At 59.0% G+C, this 21,847-nt stretch carries 20 protein-coding genes and 1 pseudogene; 5 read left to right on the top strand and 16 right to left on the bottom strand.

Going from position 1 to position 21,847, the window contains the following annotated elements; translation table 11 throughout:
• Positions 1–107: 107 nt before the first annotated feature.
• A complete protein-coding gene (locus P0D84_RS34685; RefSeq protein ID WP_408344414.1) occupies positions 108–1,241 on the bottom strand; it encodes a porin in 1,134 nt (377 codons plus the stop codon).
• 533 nt (positions 1,242–1,774) lie between these two features.
• On the opposite strand from P0D84_RS34685, the gene P0D84_RS34690 reads away from it, so the two are divergent.
• Entirely contained in the window at positions 1,775–2,332 is a 558-nt protein-coding gene (locus tag P0D84_RS34690) for a 4-hydroxylaminobenzoate lyase (protein WP_408344417.1), read from the top strand.
• 47 nt (positions 2,333–2,379) lie between these two features.
• Here P0D84_RS34690 and P0D84_RS34695 read toward each other — a convergent pair whose 3' ends face one another.
• The 4 genes from P0D84_RS34695 to P0D84_RS34710 all read right to left on the bottom strand — a co-directional run bounded on the left by P0D84_RS34695 (position 2,380) and on the right by P0D84_RS34710 (position 5,996).
• Entirely contained in the window at positions 2,380–2,961 is a 582-nt protein-coding gene (locus P0D84_RS34695) for an NADPH-dependent FMN reductase (RefSeq protein WP_408344420.1), read from the bottom strand.
• A gap of 242 nt (positions 2,962–3,203) precedes the next feature.
• Positions 3,204–3,893, bottom strand: a complete 690-nt coding sequence (locus tag P0D84_RS34700; protein WP_408344423.1) for a nitroreductase — start codon at positions 3,891–3,893, stop codon at positions 3,204–3,206.
• A gap of 121 nt (positions 3,894–4,014) precedes the next feature.
• Positions 4,015–4,986 carry a LysR family transcriptional regulator gene (locus P0D84_RS34705; RefSeq protein ID WP_408344426.1) on the bottom strand — a complete coding sequence of 324 codons (972 nt, stop codon included), beginning with the start codon at positions 4,984–4,986 and terminating at the stop codon, positions 4,015–4,017.
• Positions 4,987–5,294: 308 nt separating this feature from the next.
• Entirely contained in the window at positions 5,295–5,996 is a 702-nt protein-coding gene (locus P0D84_RS34710; protein ID WP_408344429.1) for a nitroreductase, read from the bottom strand.
• 307 nt (positions 5,997–6,303) lie between these two features.
• On the opposite strand from P0D84_RS34710, the gene P0D84_RS34715 reads away from it, so the two are divergent.
• Positions 6,304–6,957: a c-type cytochrome gene (locus P0D84_RS34715; protein WP_408344432.1), complete on the top strand. Its 654-nt coding sequence runs from the start codon at positions 6,304–6,306 to the stop codon at positions 6,955–6,957.
• 611 nt (positions 6,958–7,568) lie between these two features.
• A complete protein-coding gene (locus P0D84_RS34720; protein WP_408344435.1) occupies positions 7,569–8,384 on the top strand; it encodes a formate/nitrite transporter family protein in 816 nt (271 codons plus the stop codon).
• A gap of 70 nt (positions 8,385–8,454) precedes the next feature.
• Here P0D84_RS34720 and P0D84_RS34725 read toward each other — a convergent pair whose 3' ends face one another.
• Complete coding sequence (locus P0D84_RS34725) at positions 8,455–8,598, bottom strand: aldehyde dehydrogenase family protein (protein ID WP_408344438.1); 144 nt, start codon at positions 8,596–8,598, stop codon at positions 8,455–8,457.
• Between the two features lie 370 nt (positions 8,599–8,968).
• Here P0D84_RS34725 and P0D84_RS34730 point away from each other — a divergent pair, with 370 nt between their 5' ends.
• Complete coding sequence (locus tag P0D84_RS34730) at positions 8,969–9,916, top strand: aldo/keto reductase (protein WP_408344441.1); 948 nt, start codon at positions 8,969–8,971, stop codon at positions 9,914–9,916.
• Positions 9,917–10,000: 84 nt separating this feature from the next.
• On the opposite strand, the pseudogene P0D84_RS34735 reads toward P0D84_RS34730, so the two are convergent.
• Positions 10,001–10,372: pseudogene (locus P0D84_RS34735) on the bottom strand (transposase); the annotation flags it as partial.
• 359 nt (positions 10,373–10,731) lie between these two features.
• Between P0D84_RS34735 and P0D84_RS34740 the strand changes: the two are divergent.
• On the top strand, positions 10,732–11,601 hold the full coding sequence (locus P0D84_RS34740) for an IclR family transcriptional regulator (RefSeq protein WP_408344444.1): 870 nt from the start codon (positions 10,732–10,734) through the stop codon (positions 11,599–11,601).
• Here P0D84_RS34740 and P0D84_RS34745 read toward each other — a convergent pair.
• The 9 genes from P0D84_RS34745 to P0D84_RS34785 form a co-directional block, all read right to left on the bottom strand.
• Positions 11,598–12,716, bottom strand: coding sequence for a porin (locus P0D84_RS34745; protein ID WP_408344447.1), 1,119 nt, complete (start codon positions 12,714–12,716; stop codon positions 11,598–11,600). The two genes, P0D84_RS34740 and P0D84_RS34745, sit on opposite strands and share 4 nt — an antisense overlap.
• 302 nt (positions 12,717–13,018) lie before the next feature.
• The gene (locus tag P0D84_RS34750; RefSeq protein WP_408344450.1) at positions 13,019–14,005 is read right to left on the bottom strand and encodes a fumarylacetoacetate hydrolase family protein; all 987 of its coding nucleotides are present in this window, start codon (positions 14,003–14,005) and stop codon (positions 13,019–13,021) included.
• Positions 14,006–14,057: 52 nt separating this feature from the next.
• Positions 14,058–15,509, bottom strand: coding sequence for a dihydropyrimidinase (gene hydA, locus P0D84_RS34755; RefSeq protein WP_408344453.1), 1,452 nt, complete (start codon positions 15,507–15,509; stop codon positions 14,058–14,060).
• A gap of 366 nt (positions 15,510–15,875) precedes the next feature.
• Positions 15,876–16,226, bottom strand: coding sequence for a RidA family protein (locus P0D84_RS34760; protein ID WP_408344456.1), 351 nt, complete (start codon positions 16,224–16,226; stop codon positions 15,876–15,878).
• A gap of 39 nt (positions 16,227–16,265) precedes the next feature.
• Positions 16,266–17,138, bottom strand: coding sequence for an ABC transporter permease (locus P0D84_RS34765; RefSeq protein ID WP_408344460.1), 873 nt, complete (start codon positions 17,136–17,138; stop codon positions 16,266–16,268).
• Complete coding sequence (locus tag P0D84_RS34770; RefSeq protein ID WP_408344463.1) at positions 17,135–17,932, bottom strand: ABC transporter ATP-binding protein; 798 nt, start codon at positions 17,930–17,932, stop codon at positions 17,135–17,137. The genes P0D84_RS34765 and P0D84_RS34770 overlap by 4 nt, the downstream gene beginning before the upstream one ends.
• Positions 17,933–17,936: 4 nt before the next feature.
• Positions 17,937–18,689, bottom strand: a complete 753-nt coding sequence (locus tag P0D84_RS34775; RefSeq protein ID WP_408344466.1) for an ABC transporter permease — start codon at positions 18,687–18,689, stop codon at positions 17,937–17,939.
• A gap of 137 nt (positions 18,690–18,826) precedes the next feature.
• The gene (locus P0D84_RS34780) at positions 18,827–20,149 is read right to left on the bottom strand and encodes a substrate-binding domain-containing protein (RefSeq protein WP_408344469.1); all 1,323 of its coding nucleotides are present in this window, start codon (positions 20,147–20,149) and stop codon (positions 18,827–18,829) included.
• Between the two features lie 657 nt (positions 20,150–20,806).
• Entirely contained in the window at positions 20,807–21,805 is a 999-nt protein-coding gene (locus tag P0D84_RS34785; protein ID WP_408344472.1) for an aldo/keto reductase, read from the bottom strand.
• Positions 21,806–21,847 lie beyond the last annotated feature (42 nt).

The following is a 21,847-nucleotide window of genomic DNA, read 5'->3' on the forward strand; positions in this document are numbered from 1 at the left end:
CGCTGGAACACCGCCCACGTATCTGGGTTAATCATTGCTGTATGAATCGACGGAACGCGATGCCTGACGCTTTATTCGGCCGGCTCGCGCTTCTGCCATATGTCCCGTTAGAACGAATGTCGAATTCCCGCCATCACAGCGAGCTGGCCAATGCCCGCCGCCGGCGTGGTGCCCCCGCCACCGGCGCTTGCGGAAAAGTGCGCCTTGGCGCTGTTCCACAAATACGTACCGTCGACATAGACAGCTGTTGCTTTCGACAGAAGATAAGTGGCACGAACCGTTGTCATCGTCGCCCGCGCATCCTGTTCGCGCACCACCATCCGAAACCCTTCGCCATCGATAACAAAACTCGGGGTGACAAAATACTGAGCGCCTACGTAATACAGATTCGACCGTACGTCTGTCGCCGCTGTGGAGTTTGTCTCGACGTGTCTGCCCAGCCATCCCGCTCCGAGTTTCAGTCCGCCAAACCGCACGTAACCGTTGGCCTCGATACGCGAATCCTTGTCTGCGCCCGAAGCAATCGGAAAAGTGCCGACGCCGTCGAAGAAGCTCGCGGCGGCGTTGGTACCGCCTCGCTGTTCGCCGTATGCAGTCGCAACGCCAAAGCCTGGCGCGTCGTACTTGAGCATTGCGCTCCACTCCCGGCATTGGGTGAACTGACCGGGAACCTGACCCGCGCATGTACCCTGCCCGGGCGAATTTCCGGTACCGGTCGAGTCGCGTCCGAACGAGTACGAGGCACCGAGCGTGACTCCCTTATAGGTTCCCTTGTAGACGATACTGTTATCGGCTCGCGCATTGGGCAGATAATTATCCAGCGCGCCGATGCCATGAATATCGGGGCCAAGTATGTCTGCGTCAGCTAGCGCCCAAAACACCATGTTGTACTGGCGCCCAAAAGTTAGCGCGCCCCACGGCCCCTCCAGGCCGACCCATGCCTGACGCCCGAAAAGCCGTCCTCCTTGCCCGATGTCTCCGCCTCTCGTGTTGAAACCATTTTCCAGAGTAAAGATAGCTTTCCACCCGCCCCCAAGATCCTCAGCGCCGCGAATCCCCCACCGGGAAGGTAGTTCCCCGCTGATGGACGGCATCCGGATAACGTGGTCACCTGCGGAATTTGCGTGAGACACGTACTCGATACCGGTATCGATCAGACCATAGAGTGTGACGCTGCTTTGTGCGAAAGCCGAGCCACTCACCATTCCGAAACCTAACGCCGCAACCAGTCCTCGCTTCATACTTCTCCCAATGAATGTTCATTCGTTTCGGCGTACCAAATACTTTATGTGGTACGGATCATTGGTCCGGAGCTTATGGTTGCAAATAAAAAGCAACAACACGGTGAAACACGGGACAACAGAAGTTCGATCTGTCTGGTCAGCAATTCCTTAAAAATTAAATTCTACCGATTTACAAAAAATATCCGAATGCCGCTCTATTCAGCCCAATTTTCAGGGAATTTTTTCACTCGGCCTCTTTGCGGGAGAACCGCCTACCCCCACGAATGTCGCAATGAATTGTCTTCATATTCCTATTGAACAAAGCAACCCGTGCCCTCCACAGCGTTTCGATCAGCCTGTGCGCGTCACTTGAACGCCATTCAATGTGGTATTGAAAACTCGCCCCTTCATCCTTGAGCAACGATGTGGCATCGTGACCCTGGCAGTGAGCACCCTATTGTCGTGTGTCGGCAGACAGTGCCGACCCTCTCCGATGCGGCGTCGTCAATCTGGGCCGCACAGGCAACCTTTAAAAGACTAGTGAGGACGATGTGTCACAAGCTAATACCCCAAGCAGTAGAGACGAACTGATAGCGAAATGTCTGCCCTTTCTTGAAGAGGTCAAAGACCTGACTACTGGTAACGAGGTCGAACAATGGCTCAACGACAAATACAGTCCGTCGAGCGAGTTCTATAAAGATCTGAAACGGCTGATCACCATCGGCGTGGTGGAGGAAGGCTGGGCAGCCAACGTCGAAATATCCGGACGCAAGTACCGGCGCGCGCGTCTTGTGGAACCCTCTGAAGCGACCTTTGGATTCAGCATTACCGCTGTCTATATGGATAGCACCGGCAATGATCAGAACAACCCTGAGGGAAGCTTCCGGGGGGATTGCCACGCCCATCCCTACGGCGAATTCAACATGGTGGTGGCGCTAAACGAAGGTGCTGCCCTTGCCGGCCCGAACGGCTGGTGTTATGGCGGCTGGACTGCGCCGGCGCCGGGCAGTCATCACTATCCGGAAACCAAGGGCGGTGCAGTTATCGCTTTGTTTTTTCTGCCCGCGGGGCGCATCGCGTACAACATCAAAGCGCCCGACGCAAACTGATCAACAGCGTGCACCGGGCGTATAAGGTTGCGCCCGTGCACCGACAATCAGCGTGTGATCAGTTGCTTCGTCACGCCGACGAGACCAAGACCGACGCGCCGAACTTCCGCGTCCGCTTTCTCGTCGGCAAGCCTGCCACTCCCTGCAAATGCCTGGTGGGCAGAACCCAGCGAGAACACCTGCGGAATCAGGATCGCACCCAACTTCTCAAGAACACCGCGCGTCCCCAGCATTGCGCGAATTCCGCCCATTGGCCCCGGTGACGCCGAAACAACCGCTGCCACCTTGCCCGCGAAGAGCGTTAGACCCGGGTTTCCCGCTGCGGTCGGCCGGCTTACCCAGTCAAGCATGTTCTTGAGCACGGCAGTGTAGCCGCCGTTATGCTCCGGCGAAGCGACTAGCAGCGCGTCATGAGCGGCGAACAATTCCTGGAGTGCGCGAGCACGTTCAGGGACGCCGTTCTCGCGTTCGAAATCAGCATCGTAAATTGGCAGGGGATAGTCTGCGAGGGAGATAAACGTTACTTCCGCTCCATCCGCGGTCGCCCCAGAAGCGACTATTTCAAGCAGTTTTTGATTAATGGATTCACGGCGGGAACTCCCGCAAAAGGCGAGGATTTTTACAGTCATAGTCTGAACGTAGCCAGGTCAAAGAGTTGAGGTAAAAATTGACTGAACAAGCGCTAGCTGATCTGAGTCGCGTATTCAGATGATCTGCGATCAAGTCGCATAGACACTTAAGGGCGCCGGGTCGGGGCTCGCGGCTTGCGGGTTTTACGGCAGTGCGAATGCATGTGTCGCGACAGCGATGTACATGCATTCCGAAAGGGAGAACAGCTAGTCAGGCCTTCGAAAAATAACTGCCTTCCTCACTACAACGTTTCATCGAAGCCGACAAACGTTGCAAAGCTTTCGACCTTCTCGCGCGGAATAGCGAGTTTGTTGACCACGGAACCTTGATCCGCGTAACCCAGCGACATACCGCACACCACGTCAAAGCCAGGGTCGAGTGAGAGATGCTCCGCAATGATTCCCTGATAACGTGCGAACGACACCTGCGGGCACGTATCCAGACCTCGTGCGCGTGCGGCGAGCATGACCGTCTGTAGAAAGAGGCCATAGTCGAGCCAGCTGTATTTCGTCAGTCTCGCATCAACACTGAAGATCAGGCCAACGGGCGCCCCAAAAAAGCCGAAGTTCCGGCCAGTGGCCATTGCCCGGCCAGCGAGGTCCGCCTTGTCGATCCCGAGCGCACCATAGTATCGGGCGCCGAACGCCTCCTGCATGGGGCGATACTCTTCCGGCATGGGATCGGGAATATGCTGGAGCGGCGGATGCAAATCGGCCACATGAGCGCATACAAGCGCTTCACTCAGCGACTCCTTGGTTCTTCCGCTCAAGACGTGCACCCGCCATGGTTGCATGTTCGAGTTGCTTGGGGCTGTGCGAGCGACATCGAGAATGTCAGCGATGTCTTTCTGGGAGACTGCATCTGGACGAAAAACGCGAACGGCTTTCCGGGACCGAATAACCGAATCAAAAACGTGAACGTCCGAATGCATTTGATGACCGGTCTCCGCGGCTTCAAGGATATCTATATGCATAGTGTCTCCATGATGGCACAGCCCGAACACCGCGCGCGGTGAAAAGACTTCAAGACGATCTTGAAGAAAACAGGATTACCTAGCTTCGAACCTGCCTGCCGACGTCAAGTATCTGCGAGCGCAACCACTGCAAGGCCGGATCGTGCGCATTTCGCCCATGCCACACCGCTCTGACCGAAGACTCCGGACACGGATACGGCGTTGGCCGCGTTTTCAGCTCGCCGTAGCGCTCGAACTCGCGCCCCAATGGAGAAGGCACGATGGCAAACATTTCGCTGTGACGCAGCAACGCAGGGATGGCCAACGAATGGGCCACGGCGACCCGCACCCGGGGTCGCGCTGGTTCGTCTGCAAAGGCATCTTCCAGTGCTTGCCGATCGAACATTTCCGATTGCCGCGCCAAACCTCGTTCAACGATAAAGCCGCCAACGGCGCCCTCTTCCGAACCGCCGAGCGAGACAGCAGCGAGCGGATAATTCAGCAGGTCGTCGCGAGTGACGGCCCGGTCGCCGATGGGATGATCCAGACGCATTACCAGCACGTCTCTCTGTTGCCATATCATCGCCGACTGAAAACGCGACGGCACCTCCGCGAAAATTCCAACGGCGATGTCGATCCGGCCAATATCGATCTGCCCAGCCAGGTCCAACCGGGTGGAAGGCCGTATGACAAGGTTCACCATTGGCGCTTCGGCGGCGAGCCTCTGACTGAGACGGCCGAGAACAAGCATCGTGATGTAGTCGTTCGCCGCGACGACAAACTCACGTTCGGCAACCTGGGGCCGGAACGGCTCGTCGCCTAGTGCCACTTGAATTTGTTGGAGTGCGTTGCGCACCGGCGCTGCAATCGCGACTGCCCGGGCAGTTGGTTCCATTCCTTTCGCCGTACGCACGAACAGATCGTCCTCAAGTGCGTCCCGCAGCCGCCCCAGCGCATGACTAATGGCGGACTGACTAAGATTCAGCCGCTTTCCGGCGAGGACCAGATTGCGATCCTCGAACACCGCGTCGAATACTCGCAGGAGATTAAGGTCAATCCGTCCGAGGTTCATGTTATTAATAGATCAGCGTTGCGGTGAGTTTATTTTACGCGTGCTGAAGCACGCTTCGCCCCGCACCACCCGCAGGGGGTCGCGGAAAACGCACCAGGCACTACCGTACACGCGACGGCTGACGGCACCGCTCAATGGGACTCGCAATCAAAGCCAGCGGCGAACTCTGGCGCAATAAGCCGTGTAACCGGCAGGATCGAGAACACGCATGTGTGCCTCCTCGAAGCGAACCTGAATTTGCGTGAGGAAAAGACCGGCGTGAAAGAGAGGAATAAAGCGCCACAGAAGCTCATGCTTCAGATGCATGCTCAGGAATCGAAACCCAGGAAGCTGGAGAAATTCTCAACCGGTTCCCGAGTCATATCGAGGCTATTCAGTATCGACCCCTCGCCGGGGAAACCAAGGCTCATTCCACACACCACCTCAAAACCCGACGGAAAGTGGAGGTGCTCCGCGATGATGTCCTGATAGCGCACAAAAGATACCTGCGGGCACGTAGCCAAACCGACGGCCCTCGCGGCGATCATTACCGTCTGGATAAACAGCCCGTAGTCGAGCCAACTGAACTTCGTCAGAGTGTGATCAATAGCGAAGATCAGCCCGACCGGCGCGCCGAAGAAATCAAAGTTCCTTCCCGTGACCTTCGCGCGCTGCTGCGGGTCGCACTTTGGCACGCCGAGCGCCCCGTAGTACACCGCACCAAAGGCCTCCTGCCTAAGCCGCATTGCTTCAGGTAACGGGTCCGGCAGGTGCCGCAAGGGAGGATGCCGGTCCTCAACGTGAGCGCGTCCCAGCAGCTCGCTTAGCGCTGCTTTTTCCTCCCCGGCCAGCACATAAACATGCCAGGGCTGAATATTCGAATTGCTGGGTGCGAACTTCGCGACATCCAGTATCTCTTCAATAACTTGCCATGGAACGGGATCCGGTCTGAAACACCTGACCGCTCGACGTGAGCGAATTACCGCATCAACGACGGATGCCTCTGGATGGGAGTTGCGGTCGATTACCATAAGTTAATAGCGCCTGGCGAGGTTTCCTTATGATGACATAGCGCAAAAATGCGTTGCGATGAAACTTGTTCAAGAGCGAAATGAACGAATCGGAAGCAGACGGGTTACGCATAGGACCCCCACACGTCGTCTTTCATGCGACCTCCGTGAAGAGCCGCTCCCCACACACGCGCGAGACGGGTCGGTGCTCGCCCTGGATAACAAATCCGTAATTCCTTCGACGCTCGCCGGTAAGAACCATTCCAGCAGAATCGTCTCATAGCGTCGCTTTCCGGACGCTCGTCCTAAGGATATCGGGAAGACAAGGATGATCAGTTCACGCTCTACCAGCATGCTGCGTAACGGCTTGCGTTCGCTTTCGATTGTGGCGCTCGCCGGTTTCACAGGCGTCTGCCTTGCACAGGCGCAAGGCACAGCCGAAGAGGCAAAGGCGCCGTCTATCGCAACATGTGTCGCGTGCCACGGCGCATTGGGCGCCGGCACCGTAACCGGTGGGCCGCGGCTTGCTGGCAAGGATCCGGATTATCTCGCACATGCATTGTCGATGTTCAAGGCGCGCACCCGCGCAAGCGCTGTCATGCAGACGGTCGCATTCAATCTTTCCGATAGCGAGATACACGAGCTCGCAACCTTCTTTTCCAGGCAGGACCCGCCCCTTGCCGAAGGTGCACCGCCGCAGCAGAGTCTGGTGATCGCCGGAAAGCAGCTCGCCGAGATGGGTGCCGGATCCGCCGTGCCCGCCTGTTTCAGCTGTCACGGGGCCGGCGGCAAAGGCAATGGCGCGCGCTTTCCGGGCATCGCAGGTGAACCGGCGGCATTTGTCATTTCCCGGCTACACGAATTTCAGGCGCGCGCGAAGGGGAAACCGCCGGCGCCGGGAACGATGACAGCCGTCGCGGCGACACTGAATGACGCGCAGATCGAAGAGGCAGCGGCTTACCTTTCGGTGACCAGACCTTGAAGACCGACAAGTGCTTATAGCGTTTGCGAAGCAAATCCCCGCACCGCAACCCGTTCCTTTTGTGTGGAGTACATATGCGATCTATTGTGTTGAGCCACGTCGCGGTCATGTCGGGTCTGGTCATGATGCTGGCCGGCTGCGCCGCGACCGGCGGCGATTCAAATTTGAGTGCGGCGCACAGCCCGCAGCTAGCTGAATCGTACCCCTGCCAGAGCATGCATGTTAAGGCGATGAACTGCCCACCCGGATAAGGAGGCAGCCACCGCGCGCCACGTCTTCGGCAGCGACGCGCGCGGTTTTCTCAAAGCTGCCCAAAGGGCATTTCCAGTTGTCACCGAATACAGTGGGTTGCGGCATTTGATTGCGCTAGAAATTACGACTTCCTTTCTGAAACCCATAAACTAACTTTCTACCACGTTAAGTATATAAAAAAACACGCCGGAAAGGGTACAAACGAGAGCAATCTCAAGGAGCACAGTTGCAGCAGGCAGATCGAATCGTCGACTTTTGCAAGTTTCCTGGCGAATATCACGGCTTCGAAAACTGGCATATGCGTCAGTTTGTCTCAACACCTCCCGAGCAGCGGAGGTGCATCTTTATGTGGAGCAGTGATGTACGCAGAAAGTATCGACAAGTTCGCAAAGGTGGGTGCTCATAAAGCATCGACTGTGCGGCGATCGCCGCTGGCATTTCTGATTGGTGCGGCAATGGCGGGAGCCTATATTGGCTTCGGCGACATTCTCATGTTTTCGGTTGGCGCTCACGTCGGGCCGGCCTACGTGCACCTCGTGATGGGTGCCGTATTTGCGTGTGCCCTCACAATAGTTGTGTTTGCCGGGTCCGATCTATTCACGGGAACGGCAATGTACATGCCGTTTGCTGTATTCAAAGGTGAGACGGGGATCGGCAGCATGTTGCTAGTGTGGGTGACATGCTGGATCGGAAACCTGATAGGCGCCATTGTCCTCGCGGCCATTCTGCACGCAGCAGGCGGCGGGGTGCTATTGACCGACGGCTCAGATGCGTTCTTCAAGGCCGTGGAAGCAAAGATGTCTGCCCCAGATCTCCCTCTGTTCGCCAAGGGCCTTCTTTGCAACTGGCTGGTTTGCCTCGCGATCTGGATGGCCGCCCGTACGACGAACGACGGAGCGAAGCTCGGCCTGATCTTCTGGCCTATTTTCGCATTCGTTGCAAGCGGCTTCGAGCACAGCGTCGCGAACATGTTTGCGTTTGCGCTTGCATTGATGGCTGATCATCCTGCCTCAATCACGCTTGCAGGGGCTATCCATAACGAGTTCTTCGTGACCGCGGGGAATCTGGCCGGGGGTGCTATCTTCATGGCCCTTGGCTACTGGCTGCAGGAAGGCGGTATCGGCCATGCATCTCAGGCCCGCGTGCCGGCATCGGAGCGGGCTCGAACCAATTGACCGGGCAACGCCTGCCGCGTCATTGATGACGGATGCTTTTGTGCGAGGGCGGCGCTTGCGCCCGCCCCGCTCAAACCCCAATCCGGAACAGCACCGACTTCTCCTGCGTATATTCATCCAGCCAGTTTGCGCCGAATTCGCGCCCAAGCCCGGATCGCTTATCTCCGCCGAACGGCGCGTCCATCAATAAATACAGGCCGCCGTTGATCACCACGCCTGGTTCGTCGAGGCTGACAAGGTCAAGCGCATGGTGACGCTGCGGAAGGAGACGACCGCTAGCGGCGGCCCCGCGTATCGATGACGGATCACAGAACTTACGATCATAAATTTCGTCAGCGGCACGTGGCGCAGTACCGCACACAGCAATTTCATTTAAAAGTTCACGTAAGCATATGAACTATAAGAAGTTGCGTCCCAAAATCCACTGTGTGAAAAGCCGCCAGAGCGGCGTTATTGACGCGTTACCTTTGTTGCCAGCCGCGAAGCTCCGTTGCCAACCGGCCTTACGGCCGGTACTTGCCGGCCATCGCGGGTGCGTACAGCGCACGCCAACACCATGCTAAGCAATTAAGAGGAAAGCGAAATTGGATCAGCGTAAGTTAGGTCATACAGGTATCAGCGTCGCGCCATTTGCTTTGGGCGGAAATGTTTTTGGGTGGACTGCCGACGAAGCCACCTCGTTCAGCATTCTGGACGCCTTCTCGTCGTCGGGTTTCAACCTCATCGATACAGCCGACGTCTATGCGAACTGGATTCCAGGGCTAAAGGGCGGCGAGTCCGAGACGATCCTGGGCAAATGGCTAGCCCGCAGCGGCAAGCGGGACAAGGTCGTGCTTGCTACCAAGGTGGGCATGGAGATGGGACCGGGCCAAAAGGGGTTGTCGAAGCAATACATCACCGCGGCCGTTGAGGCGTCATTGCGGCGGCTGAACACGGACTACATCGATCTGTACCAGTCGCATGAGGACGATCCCGGGACACCGCTCGAGGAGACCCTCGACACCTACGATCGCCTGATCAAGCAAGGAAAGGTGCGAGCCATCGGTGCTTCGAACTATACGGCGCCCCGACTCGAAGAAAGTCTCCAGGTCAGCAGCAGCAAAGAACTACCTGCCTATCAGACGCTCCAGCCGCACTACAACCTTTACGACCGGGCCGAGTTCGAAAGTGCTGCTCGAGGTGTTTGCGAGAAGTACAACATCGGCGTGCTCTCGTACTTTTCATTGGCAAACGGCTTCCTGACGGGCAAGTACCGCACGGCCGGGGACCTGGCCAACAGTGCGCGCAGCGATGCGGTCAAGCCCTACATGAACCCGCGAGGCATGCGCATTCTCGCGGCACTCGACGAAGTTGGACAGGGTCTGGGCAAGACACCCGCACAGATCGCACTGGCCTGGTTGATCGCGCAGCCAACCGTTGCCGCACCGATTGCCAGCGCCACCTCGCTCACTCAACTGAACGACCTGATGGCAGCCGCACAGGTGCGCCTGCCTTCCGAGGCGATTGCGATGCTCAATAAGGCGAGTGACTAGTACGCTGAACGGTCGGAATGGATTCGGAAATCGAGCACACGACGTGGAACGTCAGTCAACCCGGACGTACGATCGTCGGCCGGCCTACCGGTTCCACGCAAGCGTCGTCAGCTTGATGTGCTGGTTGGCGCGTCGGATCTCGCGATAAACCGTCCGCCGGGTCCGTCCGACCGCTTTACCCCCGCCGAAATGCTCCTCGATACGCTTGCGGATGATCTGGTTGATCCGGTAGCGTTCGTGCCGTGAAGTGCGGCCGTCGATCGCGCGGCCATCGGAGCGCTCATCGTTGCGCAAGACATGCGGCGTCACGTTACGATCCCGACAATCGTTCATGAAATCGCGGGTGTCGTAAGCCTCGCTGGCACCAACTGTCTTCGCATGGCCGCCTGGCACGCAGCGGAGCAGCCGCAACGCGCTGGCCCGCTCGGCGAAACCATCCGCGTGACCCACCGCAGCTCGCTCGCTGCGAGGCTCGCTGCGTATATTCCACCTCAGCGACGCTCCGCATCACGAGCACCGGTCGCACCGTAAGCTTCGGGTCCCGTAGATGTTGAGCCGGATACACCGCCGGCCAGCGCGCAGCATGTTGCGACTGGTTACGGTGCACTCATCGATTGAAAATGGTGAAGTGCGCCGAAACTGTGCATCCTCGCCATGCCATATCAGGAGCGATCCGTCACGGCTGGCGCTCGCCGGCCGTCTGAAGGCGGGCAAACCATTGGCACATAACTTGCAATCGCTTCACAGACACCCGACGTATGGACATCATCGCGAGAGAGCACGCGCTCCCTTCAGCGCAAAGGAGGTCTCAAGAAATGCAACGCGGAACACAGACTCGACGTAAAAGTGAGGCGAACGTACATAGCATCGTTCGTGAGGATAAGAGCTCCGTCCAGGTCTTGCTGCGCGCGCTTTCGCTGCTTGAAATCCTCGCCGAAGATGATCAGGGTTACAGATTAATTGACCTGTCCGAACGAACCGGTCTGCCGGCATCGACCGTACACCGATTGTTGACCACCCTGGAGCAGAGGCGCTTTGTCTGCTTTCAACGCGACAGGGCGTTATGGTTTGTCGGTGCGCAGTGTTTCTCGGTCGGCGCTGTGTTCGGAGGGCGCCGCCAATTGACCGAACTGGCTACGCCAGCCATGCGCCGCCTGCGCGACGCCAGTGGCGAAACCGTCCAGCTAGGCTGTGTCGACGAACACGACATGCTGTTACTGCTGCAAATGCAAAGTCGTGAAATGATGCACGCGTCGTCCAGACCCGGAAATCGGACGCCATTAGCATGCACGGCTATGGGCAAAGCCGTTCTCGCTGCGATGTCAGACGCGGAAATTGCCTCGTTCGTCCAGCGCGGTGGTTTGCAACGGCTCACCAATCAATCGATTGCCCGCCCGACAGCATTGCATAGCGAATTGCAGGAAGTACGCCGCGTGGGCTATGCGATAGACAATGAAGAAACCTCTCTCGGGGTACGCTGCGTAGCCGCGCCCATTTTTGATGAATTGTCGATGCCGGTCGCTGCCCTTAGCGTGGTGGGTTCGACGCTGCGTGTAACGATGCAGCGCCTGGAAGAACTTGGCCACAGCACGATACTCGCGGCGCGAGAAATCACGGTCGCCTTCGGTGGCAGGCAGCCAGCCGACGTGTTGTCTTCGCCGGGGCTGCCCGCCGCTGCACGCTAAAACACGTGCTGTAGACCCGCGCGCAGGGCGACCTGCCGATTCGTGCCGGAGGCGTTGAAGCCCGTGATCTGCGCCTGCTGCGCATCACCCACCGCGAGCTGATACACCGCCAGCGCATAGACCACGGTCCGCTTCGAAAGCGCATAGCTCGAAAAGAGATTGAACTGATGGTAGCGAGGATGCTGACCCGTGGCGTCCACCTTGCCCGTCACATAGCCATAGTCGGCAGCAACTAGCGTCGCGGGCGTGATCTGCCAGCCTGCGCCGGCTTCGGCCGTACCGAAGCTGACGTCCTGGCCGCCGCTGCCGTCCTTGAACACCACACCCGACACATTGCCAAGTACCTTGAGCTTGCCGATCGTGTAAGCGGCACCGAGTGCCGCAATCTTCTGGCTGGTCGCCGCCGCAACATAGTTGCCGTAGATCACGTTGGTGAAGGTGGGGGTGTTCTGGTTGCCCTGCACTGCGGTCTCGGGATTGTGAATGTCGAGATAGGCCCCCCCGACATGCAGCGGACCGCTGTCGTAGCCCGCAGCCACGCTCCAGACCTGATCCTCGCCATACTGTCCCGGTACCCCGCCCAGGCTGTACATGCCGGAGAAGCGGAAGCCGCCGTAGTCGGTGCTGGCGAACTTGATGCTACGGTCGACCACGAAGCTATTGTTGATGTTGTCGACGTCCTCCGCGTGCGAGAAATACGCGCCGCCCCAAGTCCCGTTGGCGGCCAGCGGCTGCACATAGTCGACGACCAGGTCATATTGGCGGCCGAAAGTCAGCGTGCCGAATTTGCCGGCGAGGCCCATGAATGCTTGCCGCCCAAACAATCTGCCGCCTTGACCCAGCTCGCCCGTGTTCAGGTCGAAGCCATTTTCCAGCGTGAAGATCGTCTGCAGACCTCCGCCGAGATCTTCCACACCGGTGAGCCCCCAGCGGCTACCGGTGGGCATACCGCTGACGGCCTGCAGACTGCTTTTGCCGCCCTGATTGTTGGCGTAGGACAGTCCATCGTCCGCCGCCCCGTATAAGGTCACACTGCTTTGCGCGTGCGCAATGCCGGTGCTCAATCCCAGCAATGCGATCATGTGAAACGATGCTTTCGACAACAGATGCTTCATGAGTTAGGCTCCAGGATAGAAGTTTGTGACGACTTTGAAGTCATCCTAAGTTATCCCGCTAAAACCGGAGCAATAGCGCAATTCTGCGCCGTGGAACAATATCCATAAGCCATTTAAAAACAGTGACATAGAACAACAATCCAGCGAAATTTCGGGCTTTGGCGGCAAGGTTTTTGTCGAGTGTTCCACCTGGTGTGCTTCGTGTTCTTCCCGATCGATAAATTCACCCAGTAGACCAAAATATAAAAAGCCGGGGCATAACCCCGGCTCTTCATTTTTATTCGCACGCCATGCTCATTTAGTCAAAGGTCTTCGCTCTTCAAGACCTTTTGGTCGATGGCACCGAAAATCGACTGCCCTGCACTGTCCAGCATCTCAATGCGAATCGTCTCGCCAAACTGCAAGTAAGGCGTCTGCGGTGTGCCGGCATCCGCGGTTTCGAGTGCGCGCCGCTCGATGATCGTGGCCGAACCCACGTCTCGCTGCGCGTTGGAGAACGTGCCGGAACCAACGATCGTACCCGCTCTCAGGTTGCGCCGGCGCGCCGCATGCTCGATCAGCATCGGAAAAGTGAAGTGCATGGCTTCACCGCCAGGATGGCCGAACCACTCGCCATTGCGCGACACTCGCATGGGCAATTCGATGCGGCCGTCGCGCCATGCGTTACCGAGTTCGTCGGGCGTGACCGCAACCGGCGCGAAACTGGTCTCGCCCTTCGCATTGATGAAGCCGAACCCGCCCGCGGTTTCGCGAGGCGCATAAGCACGCAAGCTGATGTCGTTGAGCAGCATCACCAGCTTGATATGCTTGAGCGCGTCCTGCGCGAGGACCCCCATTGGCACATCGTCGAGCACCACGGCGGCCTCGCCCTCGAAGTCGATATCGTCGCTCTCGGCAGGCAGGCGCACCGGGTCATGCGCGCCGATGAAGTCATCCGAGGCACCTTGATACATCAACGGAAATGCCGGCAGTGCGACTGGCGCCGACGCGTTAGCAGCGCCATTGATAACACGCATATGATTCGGAAAACCCGAGCCATCCAGCCATTGATAGGCGCGCGGCAGCGGCGCGGCGCAAGCGCGGACGTCGAAAGCAAAGGCATCTTCCAACTGCCCGTCGTTGAGCTGCCGGTACAGCGCATCAAGGCCAGGGGCCACCTCATTCCATCGATCCAGTGCAAACTGCAGCGTCGGCGCGGCCGGCCCGGCCACCACCGCGCGTTGCAGATCGCGCGACACGACAAGGAGCGTGCCGTCCCGGCCGCCGGACTTTAGCGAAGCGAGTTTCATACTGATCCCGGGAAGAGTCGGACATTCTCGAAGCTGACCATCACGCAGCCCGTCATTTGGCGTCGCCCGAACTAGTCGCAGCACCGGCGGCTCGGGAGAAGCGACCAAGGACGTCAAAGCCCGCGGTGAACGCCGGCCGCTTCAGGTAACGCCCTGCCCCGGCCCTGGCTCGTAAGTCGCCTTGCTTGAAGACAAGTTCTCCGCCGGATATCGTGTGGGTCGGAATGCCCGTTACCGTGCGCCCCTCGAATACGTTGAAGTCGCTTTTGCTGAACTGCGTTTTCGCCGAGAGCGTTTTGGTGCCCAGCGGATCCCATACCACCAGATCCGCGTCGGCGCCCACGGCAATCAGTCCCTTGCGCGGGTAAAGATTGAACATCTGTGCGGCATTGGTCGAAGTGATCTTAACGAACTCGCTCGGGCTTAGGCCGCGTTGGTTCACACCCTCGTCCCACACCGCCAGCATGCGCTCTTCCACGCCGCCGCAGCCGTTCGGTATTTTCGTAAAATCGCCAAGGCCGGCAGCCTTTTGCGCTGTGCAAAAGGAGCAATGGTCGGTGGCGGTGGTTTGCAGCGTCCCGCTTTGCAATGCTTTCCAAAGTGCCGTCTGGTGCTCCGGCGCACGAAACGGCGGGCTCATCACATGGCCCGCGGCAAATGTGAAGTCGGAACTACGATAGGCCGAATCGTCCACGCATAAATGACCCGCCAACGCTTCACCAAAGACTTTCTGCCCGCGAGCTCGAGCCCGCGCGATTGCGTCCACACCGTCGCTGCTCGACACGTGCACGATATACACCGGCACATCGAACACTTTGGCGATGGCGATGGCGCGCTCCGCGGCCTCCCCTTCGAGCACAGGCGGCCGTGACAAAGGATGACCCTCAGGGCCGGTAATGCCGCTTGCCAGCAGCTTTTGCTGCAGCACGAACACCATCTCGCCGAATTCCGCGTGTACGGTAGGCATTGCACCGAGTTCAAGGCAGCGCTGGAAGCTGTTGGCGAGCACCCCATCGTCGGCCATGATGCTGTCCTTGTAGGCCATGAAGTGCTTGAAACTGTTGACGCCCTCGTCGCGCACGAGCGTGCCCATATCGTCATGCACGCTCTGATCCCACCAGGTCACCGCCACGTGAAACGTGTAATCAGTCGCGGCCTTGGTGGCCCAATCGCGCCAGGTGCGGTAAGCCTCCATCAGGGGCTGCTGCTGACTGGGTATGACGAAATCGATGATGGTGGTGGTGCCTCCCGCAAGGCCCGCTGCGGTCCCCGTGTAGAAGTCGTCCATGGTAACGAAGCCCATGAACGGCATCTGCATGTGGGTGTGCGGGTCGATGCCGCCTGGCATCACGTACTGCCCGCCTGCGTCGACGATCTCCGCGCCGGCGGGCGCTTCGAGGTCGGGCCCGACGGCGGCGATGACCCCGTCGACACACAGCACGTCGGACTTGAACGCGCGATCATGATTGATAACCGTGCCGCCACGGATGACTGTTGCTTGCATGACGCTCTCCAGTAGTGATTGCTGCCGCACCGAGCCTGCCAATGGCAAGTTCATCGGGCGGAACTCTCTTGAACCGGCAACGGCAGGGCGTTTAGCGCCAACCGTTCTCCGGCATGTGCCAGAGGTCAAAAATAGCCGTTCATATGGGCGGCGCGAAGGAAATCCCGGGCGTCGGAATGGACATAAAAAATCGTTTTAGAACCACGCGTTAGCGCTGCTAACAGGTGGAATCTCAAGCACGCCGCGTGGCGCGTTTGAAAGACGGACGGCAGCGATAGAAAAGCAAAAAGGGGCGACGTGGCCCCTTTGACTCCTGTGATGCATACGCAGGCTTGCCGCAACACGCGGCTGCGATCACCGCGAAGGTCAGTCGACAACCGCCGTGGCCATGATCTCCACGAGCGTCCCTTCTATCGCCAGCCGTGATTCCACCGTCGCACGCGCCGGTGGACATTGCGGATCGATCCAACTCTCATAGACCTCGTTCATGGCGTCGAAATCGCGCATGTCGTCGAGCCAGATGTTGATGCGAACCACTTTCGATTTTGACGTACCGGCTTTGGCCAGCAACTCGTCGATTTGCGCCAGCACGTCGGCGGTCTGCGCCTGGACGTCGCCCGGGGTGACTACATTGGCAGTAAAGCCCGAGAGGAAAGCAAATCCGTTGGCGATCACGACCTTGCTCAAGCGTTTGCCGGAATCGATGCGTTCAATCATGTCGTACCTTGAAGTAGCTGGGGGTTGAAAACGACCGCGTTAAGCGGCACGTCGGCGTGGCTGGGCTCCCGGGGTCCACACGAGCAACCTCGACGCCAGCCAGTTGAACAGCGCATAGCTGATCGATGCGTACACAACGATCACGAGCGCGATCAGGAACATGCGATCCACATAACCGAACTGGCTCGCATACTCGATGACGTAACCGATGCCGGACTGGGCACCGAGATACTCGGCCCCCAGCACGGCAGCCCAGGCGGTGCCCAGGCTGAGCAGGATCGAAGAACGCAGTTCGGGCAGGATCGCGGGAATGATCACCGTCCGGTACAGGCGTAAGCGGGAGGCGCCGAGCGTGCGTGCATAGTCGATATACAACTGCGGTACATTGCTCACAGCGTTGACCACCCCGGCAAAGAAGATCACGCCGACTCCATAGGCGACGAAGAGAACTTTGCCAGCGAAGTTAGTACCGAACCACAATTCGAACAGCGGCACCATGGCGAGCAGAGGCAAGGTGCGCAAGAACTGCAAGGGCAGGTTCACCAGCCGTCGCGACCAGTTCGACCACGACACCGCGAGTCCGAGGGCCGCTCCACCCAACGCACCGCACACGAACCCGGTATAGAGGCGCAGCATGGTGTCCCAGGAATGCAGCAGGACTGCGAGCGCAGCGGCCGTGTAGCTGCGCGGTGCGCCTTCGGCCACCGAAGGCACACCAAGACCGCCGGGCCAGTAATCGGACAGCGATTGGAACGTCTGCGTGAATAACACCTGCCAGCCGGGCACCAACGGTTCACCCGGTGCGGCTTCGGCCGTATAGATCAGTGACAACACCTGCCATCCGCCCGCCATGGCAAGCAGCACAAGTACGGAGACAACCAGTTGGCCGCCACGCGAAAGTTGACGGTTCATGCATGGCTCCGCTCGAGGCCGAGGTGATTCAGCAAGGTATGTTTGGCTTGTACGAGATCGGCACGCAACAGGCTGTCGGTATTGCGCGGACGCGGCGCGGCAACCGCGAGGTCGTCCACCAGCCGGCCGCCACGCAACACCAGTATGCGGTCGGCCAGCAGCAATGCCTCATCGACGTCGTGGGTGACGAAAATAACCGTGCGGCGATGGCCGCTTCCGGTCGTCTCGCCCCACAACGTGAGCAGCACCTCCTGCAACTGCCGACGCGTCACGTAGTCGAGGGCGCCGAATGGTTCGTCGAGCATCAGCACATTCGCCCCGTTGGCGAAGACCGTCGCGATCGCCACCCGCTTGAGCATGCCGCCCGACAGCTCGCGTGGCCACGCACGGCTGACGTGGCTCAAGCCCACTCGTTCGAGATAATGTTCGGCGATCTCGCGGCGCTTTCCCTTGGCAACGCCAGCGCACTTCAGGCCGTACTCCACGTTGTCGATCACGCGCAGCCACGGAAATACGCTGTCCTTCTGAAACACCACGCCGCGCTCGGGGGCGGGCTGGGTCACGCGTTTATTGTCGACCTCCAACGTGCCGTCGGTGGCGGCGAGCAAGCCCGACATGACTTGCAGCAAGGTGCTTTTGCCGCAGCCCGACGGGCCCACCAGGCATACGAACTGGCCCTCCGGGATGGTGAAGCTGACCGAAGCGAGCGCATTCACCAGTTGCCCGTCGGCGCGCCTGAAGCGCTGCGACAGGTTGCTGGCCGTGATCGTCGAGCCATCAATAAGCGAAGCCATTTCACTACTCCTTATGCCGGGCTGCAGCGGGGCTCCACGGGGCCAGGCGCTCGATTACCCAAGCGGTCAATACATCACATGCGATCGCCACAATAGCTAACATCACCAACGCGGCAAAAATGCCTTCTATGTCGATCGACTGGGCGAGTACTGAAACTATCTTGCCGATTCCTTGTTGCGCCCCCAGCAGTTCCACGATCGCTTCAATGCCCCACGCGCCCGCCAGCGCGATGCGGATGCCACCGAGAATCTGTGGCACCGTACCTGGGATCAGCACATCGCGAATCGCACGCCGTGGGCTCGCGCCGAGCGTGCGTGCGTAATCCTCGAATACCGGATCCAGGTTATCGGCAGCGCGCTGGGCAAACACATAGAGGATCACGGCGCAATACACGAGGACCAGCAGGATCGAGCTACCCCGCCCCACGCCGAACCAGATCAGGAAGAATGGCGCGACAACCAGCGTCGGTACGGTGCCAACGGTCATCATCACCGGCTGCACCAGCGGCCCCAGCCATTTCGAGCGGGCCGCCAGCAAGCCTATCGTGATGCCGATTAGCGAGCCGGCGAAGACGGCAACGAGCACATTGACACCGGTAAACACCAGACTGCCGAACAGCCCGGTGTTACCCAGCCCATAGTAGGTCAGCTCCCGCGCCACCCAGAAGTCCGCAGCGATGCGTCTGGCGACGTTCAATGGCGAGGGCAAAATCGACCCCGCCACGAAGCAACTGGCGATATGCCAGGCCACCACCACGAGGACGATCCCGAGAAGCGCCAGCGGGTCGAAGCGTCGCCAGAAAGCGGAATTCGAGAGTCGCGGACGCGGGAGTCGCGTCCGGTTGCCTGCCCTTGTCACTTCTGATGCCGTACTACGAAACATCGCAATACTCCTTATGCCTTGCTGCTTGCGGCACTTGCGAAACGATAGGCATCCAGGAAATCGAACCATGTGTAGTACTGATGTGCCTGCTTGAGAAGATTGGCCTTGTCAGCCGGGAGACTCTCGCCATCGAGCGTCTTCAAAAGGGCATCGGTTTTGGTTTGATAATCCTTCATCTGCTGCCAGATCGGCGCGGCCCAGACGATATCTTCCGGCGTGACTGAGCCCTTGCTGATGATCCCGCTGGTGGCAATGTCGTCGATGATGGCTGACCACGCGTTCTTGTAGAAGTACACATTTTTTTCGTCAGTGAAATACGTGGCGTTATAGTCATACGTCGAGAACGGATCGAGCCGCTCCACCGCATTCTGTACGTCCTTCGCATTCAACGAGGTACCCGCCACGCTGTTCAGATACGGCGCCTGCAACGCGAACAGCGACGGATCCTTCTTGACCGCGTCGAGGGTACGCCACACCACCGACATGAAGCGCAGCATCGCGTTCGGGTGGCTATTGACAAAGTTGCCGTTGGCGCCAACGCCGACCACCGTCACCAGATGCTCGACCGGCGAGCCCGCTCCGGCAGGGGCGTACTTGTTCATGTCGCCCACGTCAAGAACATCGGTCCATCCTGCCTGCTCGAGCGAGTAGACGATCGGCGCGCCGTCGGGGTTGACGAAGTCTTCGCGACCGGCACGGGCCAGTACCACCGATTTCGAATCATCGAGCACCTGCAGGTTCCAGTTCACCTTGGCCATGCTGGAGGCGAGGATTTCGAACGGCCGGTCGGTCACTTGCGGCGGACCTACTAGCGTCTTGCCCTCGAGCGGAGCCAATGCGGCGTGGAGCGCGGCATCAAAGCTCATGCCCTGCGCGATATAGTCCTTGAACGATTTGAGGTGCAAGCGCGGGTTGGCCAGGATCGCGTTGCCGAGAAAGTTGTCCGTGAAACCGACGCATTTGAGCGTCCGTGCCGATTTGTAGGTCGGCAGCATGTTGGGACAGTTTTCGCTGATCACATCCACCTGCCCGTTGAGCAGCAATGCAGTTGCATTGGTGTCGTTGACCTTGAGCCCTTCGGGTGCTGGGTCGATCCCGATACCGACATCCTTGAACCAGCCCTTCTTCATCGCAATGACGTAGAACGTATTGTCGGCAAATGGACGCATGCCGAACTTCACCTGCTGCTGGGGGATGCTCGTCCCTGCTTCAGGCGGCGCGGGCACGAAGCGGTCCGCGGCAAATGCCGAGATGCTCGTCATGAGTCCCAGACCGGCCAGCGCGATCGCCACGCTTGCCCGCTTGAAGGGATGGAAAAGATCTGATTTCGACATCGTCAACTTCCTTATAGTCAAAAACCCGTTGGCAGCTGAAAAAAATAAAGGAGTGCAATTCAGGTGGGTGTTGCGAAAAGACTCGGCAAGCGGCACGGTTCACCCGGCCCGCAGCAGTCATGGTGCTACACGACTGGCAATCAAGATATCGCGTCAATAATCGCCGCGAGACGCCGTTCCCGCACATTGGAAAGACAAAAAAATATTTTTATCTTTCAATGACTTATAGTTTTTTAAGGATGAGATGAAGTGCAAGCGACAGCGCGCCTGACGTGATGCTGATGGGCTTATGCTGATACGTGACCTGGTCCGCTCAAAAAACCCGAGCAGCTTGTTCCAGCAGGACTTCAAAGCAGGAATGGCGTTGTGCGAATTGCAGGGCAAAGCACCCGGGCTCCTCTGCAACCGTCTCGGCATGGGGCCAGACGGACCGGCATTGGTCTACCGGATCTCTTCGCGCTATGTTTGGGCGTTTTAATTCTGCGAGGCTTGCATGTTGCCCATTCCGGAGGAACTGGCGTTCCTGCAGACACGGGTCGCGCGGCCGCACTGGCAGGCGCGACCCATCTCACTCGCATTCGCACCGGAGCGGATGCCCAGCAGCGCGGCGCAACCGACGACATGAGTCGCCGGTTGCGCATGTTCAACGGCGCCGTGTCACGCAGCGAGGACACGTTCCGGCGGCGCCATGAACTCCGGCCCCACGGGATCCTTGACGAACTGCGCGACAATTGCGTCGATCTGCTTGAACGCCTTCTCGTCGAGGCGCCAGCCGAACACATCTTCAATCCCGTCCAGCTGGGCCGGACGACGTGCGCCCCACAGCGCGATCGTCGGGCCGCGATCGAGCACCCAGCGCACCGCCAGCGCGAGCACCGACTTGTCGAAGTTATCGCGCGCGAACACGTTGAGTGCTTTCACGGCCGCGACATACTGCTCGCGACGCGGCTCGCAAAACTTCGGGTCGCGCTGACGCAGGTCGTCGCCCTCGAAGCGTGTCTCGACGCCGATGCGCCCCGCCAGCAGCCCACGGCATAACGCACCGTAGGCAAGCGCGACGAGCCCATGCTGTTTTGCGTACGGCAGCACGTCACGGTCGATATCGCGTTCGAACAGGTTGTACGGCGGCTGCGTGGCCGACAGCGGCGCCACGCTCCGGAACGCATCCATTTGCGCCGGCGAGAAGTTGCTGACACCCAGCGCCCGCACCTTGCCTTCCTTGCGCAGATCGTCGAGCACCGCGGCGGTCTCTTCGATCGGCACCAGCGGATCGGGCCAGTGGACCTGATACAGGTCGATGTAATCTGTGCGCAAGCGCCGCAGCGTATCCTCTACTTCCTGGCGAATGCGCTCTGGCGACGAATTACGGAACACCGCGCCGTCGTGCCATTCCAATGCGACCTTGGTCGCGATGACTGCCTTGTGCCGATACCCATCGGCCAGCGCCTTGCCGACGATCTCCTCTGAAGCGCCGAAGCCGTACACCGGCGCTGTATCGATCAGGTTGACACCGCTATCGAGCGCCCGGCGGATCACCGCGATCGAGTCTTTCTCGTCGGTGCCGCCCCACATCCATCCGCCGATTGCCCAGGTGCCCAGGCCGATACGTGAGACGGGGGTCGTTAAACCTTCAATTGCGATTGTTTCAATAGTCATGTGAAGCTCTTTAATCAAAGTACTGCATAAAGCACCGCATCC

The sequence above is a fragment of the Paraburkholderia sp. RL17-337-BIB-A genome, from assembly GCF_046025895.1.
GTDB lineage: Bacteria > Pseudomonadota > Gammaproteobacteria > Burkholderiales > Burkholderiaceae > Paraburkholderia > Paraburkholderia fungorum_C.

Excerpts from the sequence above, each read along its gene's own strand:
- P0D84_RS34745 (WP_408344447.1), bottom strand. The coding sequence starts at position 12,716 with ATGAAGCATCTGTTGTCGAAAGCATCGTTTCACATGATCGCATTGCTG.
- P0D84_RS34710 (WP_408344429.1), bottom strand. The coding sequence starts at position 5,996 with ATGGTAATCGACCGCAACTCCCATCCAGAGGCATCCGTCGTTGATGCG.
- P0D84_RS34705 (WP_408344426.1), bottom strand. The coding sequence starts at position 4,986 with ATGAACCTCGGACGGATTGACCTTAATCTCCTGCGAGTATTCGACGCG.
- P0D84_RS34715 (WP_408344432.1), top strand. The coding sequence starts at position 6,304 with ATGATCAGTTCACGCTCTACCAGCATGCTGCGTAACGGCTTGCGTTCG.
- P0D84_RS34765 (WP_408344460.1), bottom strand. The coding sequence starts at position 17,138 with ATGAACCGTCAACTTTCGCGTGGCGGCCAACTGGTTGTCTCCGTACTT.
- P0D84_RS34770 (WP_408344463.1), bottom strand. The coding sequence starts at position 17,932 with ATGGCTTCGCTTATTGATGGCTCGACGATCACGGCCAGCAACCTGTCG.
- P0D84_RS34740 (WP_408344444.1), top strand. The coding sequence starts at position 10,732 with ATGCAACGCGGAACACAGACTCGACGTAAAAGTGAGGCGAACGTACAT.
- P0D84_RS34760 (WP_408344456.1), bottom strand. The coding sequence starts at position 16,226 with ATGATTGAACGCATCGATTCCGGCAAACGCTTGAGCAAGGTCGTGATC.
- P0D84_RS34685 (WP_408344414.1), bottom strand. The coding sequence starts at position 1,241 with ATGAAGCGAGGACTGGTTGCGGCGTTAGGTTTCGGAATGGTGAGTGGC.
- P0D84_RS34780 (WP_408344469.1), bottom strand. The coding sequence starts at position 20,149 with ATGTCGAAATCAGATCTTTTCCATCCCTTCAAGCGGGCAAGCGTGGCG.
- P0D84_RS34750 (WP_408344450.1), bottom strand. The coding sequence starts at position 14,005 with ATGAAACTCGCTTCGCTAAAGTCCGGCGGCCGGGACGGCACGCTCCTT.
- P0D84_RS34720 (WP_408344435.1), top strand. The coding sequence starts at position 7,569 with ATGTACGCAGAAAGTATCGACAAGTTCGCAAAGGTGGGTGCTCATAAA.
- P0D84_RS34695 (WP_408344420.1), bottom strand. The coding sequence starts at position 2,961 with ATGACTGTAAAAATCCTCGCCTTTTGCGGGAGTTCCCGCCGTGAATCC.
- hydA (WP_408344453.1), bottom strand. The coding sequence starts at position 15,509 with ATGCAAGCAACAGTCATCCGTGGCGGCACGGTTATCAATCATGATCGC.
- P0D84_RS34785 (WP_408344472.1), bottom strand. The coding sequence starts at position 21,805 with ATGACTATTGAAACAATCGCAATTGAAGGTTTAACGACCCCCGTCTCA.
- P0D84_RS34700 (WP_408344423.1), bottom strand. The coding sequence starts at position 3,893 with ATGCATTCGGACGTTCACGTTTTTGATTCGGTTATTCGGTCCCGGAAA.